The sequence below is a fragment of the Salegentibacter haimaensis genome, assembly GCF_054121495.1.
Map to the genome: position 1 here is coordinate 597,197 of NZ_JBSYGH010000001.1, position 13,286 is coordinate 610,482.

General features: G+C 41.5%; 11 protein-coding genes. 3 read left to right on the plus strand and 8 right to left on the minus strand.

The window, feature by feature from the left end; translation table 11 throughout:
- Nucleotides 1-42 precede the first annotated feature (42 nt).
- Entirely contained in the window at nucleotides 43-702 is a 660-nt protein-coding gene (gene tsaB, locus ACW6QP_RS02820) for a tRNA (adenosine(37)-N6)-threonylcarbamoyltransferase complex dimerization subunit type 1 TsaB (RefSeq protein WP_457909316.1), read from the plus strand.
- Here tsaB and ACW6QP_RS02825 read toward each other — a convergent pair.
- From ACW6QP_RS02825 to ACW6QP_RS02835, 3 genes are all read right to left on the minus strand, one after another.
- Nucleotides 689-1,570: a mechanosensitive ion channel family protein gene (locus tag ACW6QP_RS02825; RefSeq protein ID WP_457909317.1), complete on the minus strand. Its 882-nt coding sequence runs from the start codon at nucleotides 1,568-1,570 to the stop codon at nucleotides 689-691. The genes tsaB and ACW6QP_RS02825 overlap by 14 nt on opposite strands.
- Nucleotides 1,571-1,636: 66 nt before the next feature.
- A complete protein-coding gene (locus ACW6QP_RS02830) occupies nucleotides 1,637-3,664 on the minus strand; it encodes a thioredoxin domain-containing protein (RefSeq protein WP_457909318.1) in 2,028 nt (675 codons plus the stop codon).
- Nucleotides 3,665-3,740: 76 nt separating this feature from the next.
- Nucleotides 3,741-3,941: a dodecin family protein gene (locus ACW6QP_RS02835; RefSeq protein ID WP_457909319.1), complete on the minus strand. Its 201-nt coding sequence runs from the start codon at nucleotides 3,939-3,941 to the stop codon at nucleotides 3,741-3,743.
- 170 nt (nucleotides 3,942-4,111) lie between these two features.
- Here ACW6QP_RS02835 and ACW6QP_RS02840 point away from each other — a divergent pair, with 170 nt between their 5' ends.
- Complete coding sequence (locus tag ACW6QP_RS02840; RefSeq protein WP_457909320.1) at nucleotides 4,112-6,376, plus strand: inorganic phosphate transporter; 2,265 nt, start codon at nucleotides 4,112-4,114, stop codon at nucleotides 6,374-6,376.
- Nucleotides 6,377-6,380: 4 nt separating this feature from the next.
- On the opposite strand, the gene ACW6QP_RS02845 is transcribed toward ACW6QP_RS02840, so the two are convergent.
- Entirely contained in the window at nucleotides 6,381-7,295 is a 915-nt protein-coding gene (locus ACW6QP_RS02845; protein ID WP_457909321.1) for a NifU family protein, read from the minus strand.
- Nucleotides 7,296-7,305: 10 nt separating this feature from the next.
- On the opposite strand from ACW6QP_RS02845, the gene ACW6QP_RS02850 reads away from it, so the two are divergent.
- On the plus strand, nucleotides 7,306-8,421 hold the full coding sequence (locus ACW6QP_RS02850; RefSeq protein ID WP_457909322.1) for a PorP/SprF family type IX secretion system membrane protein: 1,116 nt from the start codon (nucleotides 7,306-7,308) through the stop codon (nucleotides 8,419-8,421).
- Here the strand turns inward: ACW6QP_RS02850 and murI are convergent.
- The 4 genes from murI to bamA all read right to left on the minus strand — a co-directional run bounded on the left by murI (nucleotide 8,418) and on the right by bamA (nucleotide 13,284).
- Nucleotides 8,418-9,212, minus strand: coding sequence for a glutamate racemase (murI, locus tag ACW6QP_RS02855; RefSeq protein WP_457909323.1), 795 nt, complete (start codon nucleotides 9,210-9,212; stop codon nucleotides 8,418-8,420). The genes ACW6QP_RS02850 and murI overlap by 4 nt on opposite strands.
- Nucleotides 9,213-9,281: 69 nt before the next feature.
- Nucleotides 9,282-9,791 carry an OmpH family outer membrane protein gene (locus tag ACW6QP_RS02860; protein WP_457909324.1) on the minus strand — a complete coding sequence of 170 codons (510 nt, stop codon included), beginning with the start codon at nucleotides 9,789-9,791 and terminating at the stop codon, nucleotides 9,282-9,284.
- A 34-nt stretch (nucleotides 9,792-9,825) separates the two neighbouring features.
- Complete coding sequence (locus tag ACW6QP_RS02865; protein WP_457909325.1) at nucleotides 9,826-10,632, minus strand: OmpH family outer membrane protein; 807 nt, start codon at nucleotides 10,630-10,632, stop codon at nucleotides 9,826-9,828.
- Nucleotides 10,633-10,662: 30 nt separating this feature from the next.
- Complete coding sequence (gene bamA, locus ACW6QP_RS02870) at nucleotides 10,663-13,284, minus strand: outer membrane protein assembly factor BamA (RefSeq protein WP_457909419.1); 2,622 nt, start codon at nucleotides 13,282-13,284, stop codon at nucleotides 10,663-10,665.
- Nucleotides 13,285-13,286: the final 2 nt, after the last annotated feature.

Consider the following 13,286-nt stretch of genomic DNA (forward strand, 5'->3'; position numbering starts at 1 on the left):
GGGGGCTATTTTAGCCCCCGGCTTGTATAAAAAATAGAGATTTTGGCTATAATTCTTTGTTTGGAAACCGCTACTACTAATTGCTCGGTGGCACTTTTTCGCGATACCGAATTACTTTCTTTAAAAGAAGATAATTCTGCGGGATATTCTCATGCCGAAAAATTACACCTCTTTATAAAAGAAGTTTTATCTGAAAGTGGCCTTGAATTAGATGAGCTTGATGCCGTGGCTATAAGTAAAGGCCCCGGGTCTTACACCGGGCTACGCATTGGAGTTTCTGCGGCAAAGGGTTTGTGTTTTTCGCTGGGTATCCCTTTGATTTCAGTGCCAACCCTGGCTTCTTTGGCGGCTTCGGTGGAAATAAAGGATGGATTGGTGGTCCCTATGCTCGATGCCAGAAGAATGGAGGTCTATTCGTCAGTTTTTGATGCTGAAGGCAATGAAGTGCGAAAAACCCGTGCCGAAATTCTTAATGAGAATAGCTTTTCTGAATATCTCGAAAATGAAAAAGTTTACTTCTGCGGAAGCGGAGTGGAGAAATTCAAGGCGATTTGTACGCACTCCAATGCCCGTTTTATTGAGAATAAACTGCCTTCAGCCAAAGAAATGGGGGCTCTGGCCTATGCCAAATACCAAAAAAGCGACACCGAAGATGTCGCTTATTTTGAGCCTTTTTATTTAAAGGATTTTATTTCTGGTTGAGCTGATTTTCAGCTTCGGTTTTTTCCTGCTGATCTCCATTTTTTGAATGATCGAAGAAATGTACATCCCGTTGTGGGAACGGAATGCTAATTCCGGCATCTTCAAGCCTTCTCTTGCCTTCTTCTATGGTATACCAATGGCAACCCCAGAAATCTTCATTACTGGCCCAAAAACGCACTGAAAGGTTTACAGAGCTATCGGCAAGCTCTGTAACCACCACCATTGGTTCGGGATCCTGGTGAATGCCTTCCTGCTCCTTCATAAGTTTAACCAGGATATCTTTGGCAAGTTTAATATCACTTTCATACGAAATTCCAATTGTAATGGCATCACGGCGTTTTCCTTCAACGGTATAATTAATCACATTGTTATTGGTGAGTTGCCCGTTTGGAATAATGGCCTGCTGGTTTCCAAAGGTGGTGAGTTTGGTGTAAAAAAGCGAAGTTTCTTTTACACTACCAGAAACGCCCTGGGCCTCGATCCAATCACCAACCTTAAAAGGTTTTAAGACCAGGATAAGCACCCCACCTGCAAAATTCGCCAACGAACCCTGCAAAGCAAGACCAATAGCCAAACCTGCAGCACCCAGTACCGCAATAAGCGAGGTGGTTTCAACTCCAAGCTGACTTATAACCAGTACTAGCAATAAAGTTTTGAGACCATATTCCACCAAAGTGGTGCTGAAATTCTCGAGGGTTTTATCATAATTTTTCTTGTTGAAAAATTTATTGAGATATTTTAGAATAAATTTAATTACGATCCACCCAATGATGAGTAGGGCGATAGAACCGACCAAAGTGGGTAGAAAATCTATAAATTTTTCAGCATATTCCTGGCCTATATCCTGCCAGTCGTTAAAAACTTCCATAGTTGATTTTTTTACAAAGAGAAGATATAATTCAAAAATTTGTAAATATTTGCTGTTTAATTTTTGTTAAAACTGTTTAATTTTATCGATCGAATCTTCTACAGTAGAATTTGGTAACTGGCAGCTTCCCTTTTCACATACATAGATTAGATCGGTGTTTTCTTCAAATCTGTAATTTAATAAAGGTAATTTGCTTGACTCTGTACTTCCGGCAAAGAGAGTATTTGGCAAATATTTCTTCTGAAATTGTTGCCCCAAAACCAAAGCATTGGGTCCCAAAATGGCAATTTCATAAAAGGGGTTGGTGAAATTTAGCATAAGATCCAGCCAGTTATAATAACCTCTGGGATAGGTTTCAAATTGGTCCTGCACCGTTTTCAACATTTTTTCAGCTCTTTCTGAATACTCGCTCCTGTCCAGGTGTTTGCCCAGTTTAAATAGGTTATGAGCCATCACCGAATTTGAGGCGGGAATTACATTATCTGTAAGCTCCCTGCTTTTATTGATCAAAGCAGCTTGTTGTCTTGAAGTAAACCAAAATAGCCCGGTTTGATCATCAGAAAAGTCTTCGATACTTTTTATGGTAAGCTTTTGGGCCAGTTCTAAATATTCAGGCTGGAAAGTTACTTCATACATTTCCAAAAAGGCTTCAATGCAAAATGCATAGTCTTCCAGAAATCCGTCGATGCTCGATTTTCCGGCCTTATATGAATGCCAAAGGCTATAATCGTTTTTCAGGAATTGATTTTTGACAAATTCAGCACTGCTTCGCGCTCTTTCCAAAAATTGAATTTCATTGAAAGCCTTATAAGCTTCAATTAAACCCGTAAGCATTAAAGCATTCCAGCTGCAAAGACTTTTATCATCCAGCCCCGGCTTTTGCCTTTTGGCTCTTTCTTTCTTTAGAAGCTGCAGGTTATCTGTTATTTTCTTCTGAAGCTCCTCCAGGCTTAGACCGTGATTTTTAGCTATTTTTTCTTCAGCCTGGGTTTGAATGAATACATATTTCTCTTCCCATTTTCCGAATGAATTGATATTAAAATAATCGGCAAAAATTTTAAAATCATCCCCGAGCAGTTCCTCCAATTCGGCCTTTGACCAGGTGTAATATGCCCCTTCTTCCTCCTTATTATTTTCATCCGGGCTATCGGCGTCTAATGCCGAATAAAATCCGCCTGAAGCTTCGCTCAATTCTTCCTCAATAAATTCCAGGCTTTGATAAACCACTTTTTTATAAAGTGGATTTTGATTTAATTTCCAGGCCTGGGCATAAAGACGTATCAATTGTGCATTGTCATATAACATCTTTTCGAAATGCGGCACGTGCCAGAATTTATCTACCGAATATCTTGAGAATCCGCCACCAACGACATCGTAAAGTCCGCCCCGGGCCATTTTTTCCAGGCTTAGATTTACAAAATCTAAAATTTGCTTTTGGTTTTCCTGAAAGCCATAACGCATTAAAAATGAAAGAGCGCCGGGCATCATAAATTTAGGAGCGCCTTTAAAACCTCCGTTTTCCAGGTCAAAATCTTTCTTCAGCTTAGCTACTATATTTTTTAAAACTTCCTTCTGAAAGCTAGAATCTTCCTTGGGAGTTTTGATAAGCTCCAAACTGTCCAGGCCTTCTTTAAGACGGCCGGCATAGTCCAGCATTTTTCCGGGATTCTTTTCATAAAGCTGCGCCACCTGTTGAAGCACCTGCATCCAGTGGGATTTTTGCAGGTAAGTCCCGCCCCAAACGGGGCGACCGTCGGGCAGGCAAATAACATTCATTGGCCAGCCTCCGGTTCCGGTCATTACCTGTACTGCCTGCATATAAACCTGGTCTACATCGGGTCGTTCTTCCCGGTCTACTTTGATATTAATGAAATTGGCATTCATTATTCCTGCAACTTCTTCGTCTTCGAAACTCTCACGTTCCATCACGTGGCACCAGTGACAGGCCGAATAGCCTACGCTCACCAGGATTAGTTTATTCTGTTCTTTTGCTATTTGCAGGCTCTTTTCATTCCAGGCCTGCCAGTTAACGGGATTATGAGCGTGTTGTAAAAGATAAGGGCTGCTTTCGTGTATAAGTTGGTTGGTATGCACAGGTAAAATTTGAAATTTTCAGAATACAATTTTAAAGAAAAACGCCCCGGTTTCGGAGCGTTTTTAAAAAAGAGGTCTAATTTACCTCGAAGGTGATTTTTAAAGTTACCCTATATTCGGTAATTTCATCGTTGTTCACCACAGCGGCCTGGTCTTTTACATATACCGACCTGATATTCTTGATAGTTTTTCCGGCTTGTTTTACTGCTTTTCTCGAAGCATCCTCCCAACCCTGGTTGGAGTTGGCCATAATCTCTACAACTTTTAATACAGACATAATTACATATTTAATTGGTTAATACTCATTTCTTTAAATTTACCAAATCCTGATAGCTCCTCCAATTAATATTATCCCAAAACCTAATATTTATTAAAGTTTTAATAACCTTTCAGATTTAATTTGTAAAATTAAAACCAGCAAATTTGTAGATTAGACTTTAGCTATATATGGAAGACGTTTATATCGTAATGTTAGTGGCGCTATTTGCCCTCGCCATAACCGATTTGGTTGTTGGAGTAAGCAACGATGCTATTAACTTTCTTAATTCGGCTATTGGGTCCAAAGCCGTATCTATGCGCACCATTTTAATCGTGGCCAGTCTTGGAGTTGCGGTTGGAGCCATTTTTTCAAGCGGACTTATGGAAGTAGCCCGAAAAGGGATTTTTCTTCCGCAGCATTTTTATTTCGAAGAGATCATGATCATTTTTATGGCGGTGATGATCACCGATGTGATTTTACTCGATTTCTTCAATTCTATTGGCTTGCCTACCTCTACTACAGTTTCTATAGTTTTTGAATTATTGGGTGCTGCCATAGCAATGGCGGCAATAAAGGTCTATGATGCCGGCGACGGGATAGGAGCCATAGCAGGCTATATTAATACCAGCAAGGCGACCGAAATTATCCTCGGAATTCTGCTGGCCGTCGGTATTGCGTTTATTATAGGTGCGGTGGTACAATACCTCTCCCGTCTCGTCTTTTCATTTCAGTTTGAAAGAAAAATAAAATATGTAGGGGCCATTTTTGGAGGGCTCTCCCTTACCGCCATTCTTCATTTTATTTTGATGAAGGGACTTAAAGATGTGGCCTTTATACCTGAAGGTTTTGATGTTTTTGTCGATCAAAATTCATTATTGATTATCGGGATAGGCCTGGTTTTTTTCACCCTGCTTTCCCAGGCGCTTATGAGCTTTTTAAAGCTTAATATTCTTAGGGTCATCATTGTTATTGGAACCTTTGCACTGGCCCTTGCCTTTGCCGGAAACGATTTGGTGAATTTTATCGGGGTGCCAATCGCCGCCTGGCAGAGTTTCGAAATTTGGAGAGAAGCTTACCTGGCCTCGGGAGTATTGCCTTCAGAATTGCTTATGAGCGATTTAACCGGAGCCGTAAACACGCCTACCTATCTGCTTTTAATCGCGGGAGGGGTGATGGTAATTACCTTATGGTTTTCGGCCAAAGCGCGCTCGGTAGTTGAAACCGGCGTGAATTTAGCCCGGCAGGGCGATGGCTCTGAGCGCTTTGAACCTAATTTTCTCTCAAGAGGTTTGGTTAGGTATTCGGTGATGGTTGGAAATGCGTTTTTTGGACTCCTGCCCGCAAGACTTCAACATGGAATTGAATCGAAATTCGATAAGCCCGTTACTCACGTTCGCAGTAAGCGTATAAATGCCCCGGCCTTCGATATGGTACGGGCTTCGGTAAACCTTGTAGTGGCCAGTGTGTTGATCTCTATAGGTACCAGCCTTAAACTTCCGCTTTCTACAACTTATGTGACTTTTATGGTGGCTATGGGTACATCTCTTGCCGATAGAGCCTGGGATCGGGAAAGTGCGGTTTATCGTGTGGCCGGGGTGCTCAATGTTATTGGAGGCTGGTTTGTAACCGCCCTGGTGGCTTCCAGTATAGCAGCCGCTTTTGCTGTCTTGATTTGGTACGGCGGAATGCCGGCACTGGTAATTCTAATTATCGCAGCAGTGGTTTTAGTGGTAAGGAGTACTATGTCTCATTCCAAAAAAGTCAAGGAAGAAAAAGCCAGAAAGCGATATAACCGCAGTGATATTATCACGATAAACGAGATTACTTCAGAAACTTCAGAAAATATTTCAGAAGTAATTGAGGGGATCAATAAAATGTTTACCAAAACCGTAGATAATCTTGGGTATCATGATTTGAGCAAACTCAAAAAGAATAGTAAAACCATCAAAAAGCTCGAAGAAGAGGTAGATGAGCTAAAGGGTAATATTTTTTATTTTATCAAGTCGCTCGATGAAGACTCGGTAGAAGCCAGTAAATTTTATATTTTAATCCTGGATCACCTTCAGGATATGGTGCAGTCTATTGGGTTTATTACCCGTAATTCTTATAATCACGTCAATAACAATCACAAGAATTTAAAATTCAACCAGGTGCGCGATTTGAAAAAAGTAGATGAAAAAATGCAACTGCTTTTTGATGATATTAAACAAACCTTCGATGACAGGGAATTTGGTAATATAGACGAGATCCTGGCTGAGAAACAACAGTTGCTCGATTATGTTTCAGAGTTAATTCAGAAGCAAATCAATCGCATTCGTACTTCAGAAACAAGCCCGAAGAATACAAAATTGTATTTCGGGCTTTTACTGGAAACCAAAGATCTCATAAGTTCTACTATGAGTCTGCTTCAATTGTTTCAGGAGTTTTATAAGGATGCCAAAAGCACGCTTTAAAAGCTTAACCGTTTACAGCTTCTACATATTCTACCTGGCCGTGAAGCATATCCCGAAGCATAGTTTCAATACCATTCTTCAGGGTCATGGTAGAAGACGGGCAACCGCTGCAGGCTCCCTGTAAAATCACCTTTACGGTTTTATTTTCTGAATTATACGAATCAAAAAGTATGTTTCCCCCATCACTGGCTACGGCTGGTTTGATGTATTCATCCAGGATTGCCACGATTTGCTGGGAAGTATCGTCAAGGTTCTCGACTTCCGGTTTTAATGCGGTCTTTTCCCCGGTTTTTGAGCCGGTAGAATTTTGTGCGGCTTCAGCTGAAACCACCTCATTTCCCTGCTGCAGGTAATTGGTGATGAATTCCCTTAATTCCAAGGTAATTTCTTCCCATTCAGCGATATCGTATTTATGAATGGAAATATAATTTTCGTCGATAAAAATTTCCTTTACAAATGGAAAGTGAAACAATTTTTGGGCTAGCGGTGCCTTTTTGGTGTCATCGATGCTCTTAAATTCAAAGGCCTGCAGCACCAGTTTTTTGTTGGCTACAAACTTCATTACGCCCGGGTTGGGAGTACTCTCGGCATAAACGCTTACCGGGATGTTCTTATTTTCGTCTTTCTCTTCAACCACAACCCCGCCTTTATTGAGAAATTCCTCAATTTGGCTGGCAACTTCGTCCTGAATGTCTTCCCACTCCACGATGTCATATTTTTCTATCGCAATAAAATTTTGAGCGATATAAACCGTTTTAACAAACGGAAGAAAAAATAATTGCTTTGCAATCGGTGAATTTTTAGCTTCATCTATATTGGCAAATTCGTAGCCCTGATGCTTTGTGAGGAACCTGTTAGTCTCGAATTTTACTATTGCCGGTTTATTTGTAGGTTGTATCTTAACCGAATAATTACTCATAGCTTAATTTTTGGCAAAAATACTAAAGAAAAACAAGCTTTTCTATTTCTTCGGAATTCTTCTTTTTGGGTTTCGAAGTATAATTGACTTTCCCTCAGTCTTTTTTGTCAAAGCCTTTGCGAAATCGCCGAAAAAACTATTGGTAATTCTTGCCTGTTTTTTTCTAAGCAATAATGCGCTAAGGGCGCAGGAGGTCTTGCCGGTATATTCAGATTATTTGAGCGATAATTTATACCTCCTACACCCTTCGATGGCCGGGGCACCTAATATGAATCAACTTCGAATAACGGCCAGGCAGCAATGGTTTGATGTTCAAAACCGGCCCGGCCTGTATACAGCCAATGTTCACGGAAGAATAAACGACAAAACCGGGCTGGGAGCTATTCTGTTTAATGATCAAAACGGAAATTTCTCCAAAACCGGGGCCTATTTTGGTGCAGCCTATCATTTGATGTTTTCACGTAGCGAACTGGACTTAAATCAGCTCTCTTTTGGGATTAGTGCAGGGCTGGTACAACATCGCCTCGATGAGAGTAATTTTGTTCGTTTTGACCCGATTGTTGGCGGGAATCGACTGGCTGATATTTATGGGAATTTGGACATTGGGCTTTCTTATTATTATTTGAATTTCTTTGCGCATCTCACCGCTAAGAATCTTGTTTCGGCTAAAAGAGATCTTTATTTTACCGATGAACCTCAATCCAACCTTCGCAAATACCTGTTTTCTACTGGTTATGTTTTTGATGAGGTTGGAGACAGGTTAAGTTTGGAACCATCTGTATTGGTGCAGGCTATGGAGGCTACGGCCGAGAGAAGTCTTGACCTTAACCTGAAAGCCTATTATAACCTGAATTTTGGCCAGTTTTGGGGCGGACTTTCATACCGCTATAGCCTGGAAGGCCTGGAGTTCGATCCCGGGGGGAATTCTGTCACCCGGCATAATTTATCCTACTTAACCCCATTTCTTGGAATTAATTATGGAAGGTTTATGTTTGCCTATACTTTTACCTATCAAACCGATTCGATAGTGTTAAGCAATAATGGTTTTCATCAAATTAGCCTTGGCTATAATTTTGGTGAGAACAGGGGAAGGTATGACTGTAAATGTCCTGCGGTGAATTATTAAAAATCCAGGTAAGAGACTTCAAATCGATTTGTAGCGGCATCGATTAAGCCTGCCAGTACATCGGGCTTTGTATTTGTGAAAAATACAGGTTTAGGATTTTCTGTTGAAGTGAATGCCAGCAATTTATTTTTCTCTAAAATAGCTCTGGTTTGTTTTGCCACGGCTTCCCCAGAGTCTATTATTTTTACCTCCTGCGGAAGTATCTCTTTCAAAGCCGGAATAAGGTAGGGATAGTGGCTGCAACCCAATACAAGGTGATCTATATGCTTCTGAAGCATCGGCTCCAAAAGCTCCCGTAGCAGGTTGTGCATTTCAGGAGAATTCTCTAGACCTCTTTCTATAAGATCTACCAGGCCGCGACCTTCAACTTCTACAATTTCGAGATTACGGGAATAAAGTTCTGATGCTTTATGGAATAACTGGCTGGTTAGCGTTCCCCGGGTAGCGAGGATGCCAATGGCCCCCGACTTTGAATTAAGAGCCGCCGGTTTTATGGCAGGCTCAATTCCGATGAAAGGTACATTATAGGTGGCTCTAAGAATGTCTATGGCATTTGTAGTGGCGGTGTTACAAGCAACAACCACCATTTTCACCCCCATATCCAGCAACTTTTCGGTGTTTTTCTTGCTTAGCCTTATGATTTCAGAAACCGGTTTTTCCCCGTAGGGCGCATTGCGACTATCGGCAAGGTAGATGGTTTTCTCGGCCGGGAGTAATTCGTGTATTTCCTTCCAGATGGAGGTGCCGCCCACGCCCGAGTCAAAAATCCCTATTGCTGCTGAATTGTTCATTCTTACAAGAATAAAAACTGCGCCGTAATGCGGCGCAGTTTTTAAAAATATTTGCTGGGATATAGGAAATTACATTCCTAATTCTTTCTTTACATCGGCCATAAGGTCTTTACCGTCGGCTAGAATTACTCCGGTTCCGGTAGTAGAATCAAGCACATAGTCAAATCCCTGAGCTCTGGCTACTTTTTGAATAGCTCCACGAGCTTTCTCGATTACAGGACGAATAAGATCATTTTCCTTTTTCTGAAGATCCTGCATAGCTTTTTGTCTGTGCTCCTGGATTCTTCTTTCGGTAGCCTGAAGTTCACTGGCTCTCTTAGCGTTTTCTTCTTCGGTTTTGGTTTCAGCCTCTGCCTGGTAACGCTGCATGGTACTTTGAGCTTCAGTTAGCATATCTTTAATCTCGGCGTCATAAGTTCTCTCAAGCTTTTCCAGCTGATCCATTGCTTGCTTATATGCAGGCATAGCTTCAACCAGTTCCTGAGTGGCGATATGTGCAACTTTGCTCTGAGCATTAGTAAAAGCAGTAGCTCCAAGGGTTAAGGCAAGAGCTATGAAAAGTGTTTTGAATTGTTTCATTTTAATTTGAGTTAAGTGTTTACTGATATTTAAGTTAATTAATGGTATCCTTTTGTGTTCTTGCAGCAGTTATGGAATCCCGTTTTCTTTGACGTTCTTCCAACGCCCGTTGCCGGCGTTCTTCAAATTCTTTTTGACGGGCATCTCTAATTGAATCCCGCTGTCTTCTGCGTTCTTCTATTAAAGCTTCGCGTTCGTTTTTCTTTTCTTCAGCTATTTGAACCCGTTCTTCTCTGGCAGCATCCTGTTCTGGGGTGCGTGCTTCAGCGGCTTCAAGCTCTCGTTCCTGCTGGCGTGTTTCAATTTGCTCGCGGTTAGCAGCCCGGGTGATATTGCGTAAAACCTGTTCGCTTACATCGGCCTGCCTGGAGGCAAATAACATTCCGCTTTCTGAATTTCGGTCAAAGATAAAATCCATTCCGCGATTTTCGGCAATTTCCTGCACTGCATTGAACACCTGGTCCTGTACCGGCCTTATAAGTTGTCTCTTCTGAATGAAATAATCACCATTTGGCCCGAAGCGTTTCTGCTCATAATCGCTTGCCTGACTTTCCAGATAGGCGATCTCTTCTTCGCGTTCTTCAATAAGTTCTTTGGTAAGCAAAGCGCGCTCGTTGGCAAGGTTGTTTCTCATGTCTGAAATTTCCTTTCGCTTTAGCTCAGCCTCTTTTCTCCATTCCTGCACCCGGGCTTCTAATTGATTTGAAGCCTGTTGATATTCGGGTAAATTTTCAAGGATGTACTCCATATCTACATAGCCTATGCGCATCTGCTTTTGCGCAGTTGCAGTAAGGCCCAAAAGGCCTAAACTAAGTGAGAGAAGAAGTACTTTTAATTTCATATTTCCGAATATAGAAAATATCGTGCCAAATTAAAATTGTTGTCCAATGATGAAATGGGTTTCCCATCCATTTGGCCCGCCAACTCCGGGGATAGGATCAAATCCATAACCAAAGTCTATCCCAAGTAATCCAAATGCAGGCATAAAGATACGCAATCCTACCCCGGCCGAACGATTTAACTGAAAAGGGTTGTAATCCCTAAACCCGTCATAGGATGCACCGGCTTCCAAAAAGCTTAAGGCATAGATAGAGGCCTGAGGCTTCAGGGTGATTGGGAATCTTAATTCAAGTGAGTATTTGTTGTAAATAACAGCACCATCATCATTTTGATTTGCAGGACGATCTAGAGGCACCACCGATTGGTTAGGATATCCTCTAAGCTGAATGGTTTCCCTTCCGTCAAGACTAAACATATTCATCCCGTCACCTCCAAGGAAGAAACGCTCAAAAGGCGGTACGCCACGATCCTGATTATAGGCTCCAAGAAATCCGAATTCGGCGTGACTTCGTAAAACCAGGTTGTGGTTTTTTCCGAAATTGGCAAGGGTGGTAAACCAGGTTCCATTAAATTTTACCTTGTAAAATTCAAGCCATTTAAATTTTTCCTGATCAATTTTTTGCTGATCTCCTACAGCGTTCTCGGGGGTTACCCGGTTACCCTGCTCGTTGATTAGATTTCCGTTCTCATCCTCTAACTGAAATTCTCTTTGGTTTTCCAGGTTTGCGTAGTCAACTCCATTCCAAAGTGAATAGGGAGGGGTGAACTTGGCAGTAATGGAAAAGCGTGATCCTCCTGTTGGGAAAATCGGGTTTACAAAAGTGTTATCCCTGGTTAGTCCAAGCGTGTAGGAGAAGTTGTTGCTATATCCATCTCCAAAAGTAAAAAGCCCGGTATTATAATTATTAAGATCATAACGCTGAAAACCTACTGCGTGAGACACTGTAATAAATGGATCTGGCACTGTAAGACGTTTAGCTAAACCTACATTTACTCCCAAAATATCAAAGCTTCTGGATCTATCGGCCTGGCGGTTCACAAAATCAAATAGGAATTGTCGGGTATAACTAAAGCTGGTTTGTAGACTTACCGGCTTTTTACCACCTAACCAGGGCTCTCTAAACGATAGGCTATAGGTTTGATAAAAAGTACTGGCCTGTGCTCTTAGTGAAAGGGTTTGGCCGTCTCCCATCGGTAAGGGCTTGTAAGCCTCTTTATCGAAAATTCCGGCCAGAGAGAAGTTGTTAAACGACAGCCCCAGGGTTCCAATAAAGCCTCCGCCACCGTAACCACCCTGAAGTTCAATTTGGCTGGCTCCGGCTTCAACTACCGAATATTCCAAATCTAAAGTACCTGCCTGGGGATCGGGATCAATAAATTTAGGTTCTAAATTTTCAGCATCAAAGAAACCGAGTTGCCCCAATTCTCTAATGGTACTAACTACAGCTTCCTGGCTGTATTTTTGTCCCGGTTTGGTTCGCAGTTCTCTGTATATTACGTGGTCTTTGGTTTTATCGTTTCCGGTTACACGAATATTGTTGAAATAGGCTTCTTTCCCTTCAATTATACGCACTTCAAAATCTATGGTATCATTATACACATTGGTCTCCACCAAATCTATATTCGAGAAAAGATAGCCGTTGTTTTTGTATAAATTCGAAAGATCATCTCCCTGCGGATCCTGGCCTTCAATTCGCTCATCTAAAAGTACCCCGTTATAAATATCGCCTTTTTCGATACCAAGAGCTCTGCGCAATTGGTTATCGGTGTACACTGTGTTTCCGAGGAAATTAATATCCCCTATATAATACTGGTTTCCTTCTTCGACCTGAAGCTGCAGGGCTATGGTTTGATCGTCTCTTTTAATGAGCGAATCTGAAACGATTCGGGCATCTCTATACCCACTTTCCTTGTATTTATTTACCAGATTCTCTTTATCTTCCTGGTAATCGGCACGAACAAATTTAGATCGTTTCCAGAATCGAATAATATTTTTCTGCTTGGTGTTTTTCAAGCTGCGACGTAGCCTGGCATCAGAGAATTTTTCATTGCCGCTAAAGGCGATTTCATCAATTTTCACCCTCTCACCCTTATCTACGTCTATTACCATATTGACCGTGGTTTTTCCAAGGCTATCGGTCATTTCGCTGGTAGATATATTGGCTTTGGCATTTAGATAACCGTCTTTTCTAAACTTGTTCTCGGTGTAATTTTTAGTAGTGGTAATTAGGTTTTCCCCAACCTTCACACCGGGTTTCAATTTATTTTCCTCGATAACCGCTTCGCGTTCGCTTTTCTTTTTCAGGCCCTCAACCCTGATAGTAGCCAGTTGAGGTACCTCCTGAATTTCCAGCTCCAAATCGGCTACATCGCCATCTATATTGGTGATATAGAAGCTAACATCGCTAAATAAATCCAGGTCCCAGAGTTTTTTTAACACCTTGCTTAGTCTATCTCCCGGGATATAAAGCTCGTCCCCGGGTTTTAATCCGGTATAGGCAATTACGGTTTGGTCGTTATAACTGGTGTTTCCGCTAACGGTGATTTTTCCCAGCGTATATTTCTTTCCATCGGCCAGGGGTAGATCCTGAGCTTTGGTTTGAATACTAAAACAAAATATTAGAAGGAATAATGCGAAAATATTTCTGTTCATCG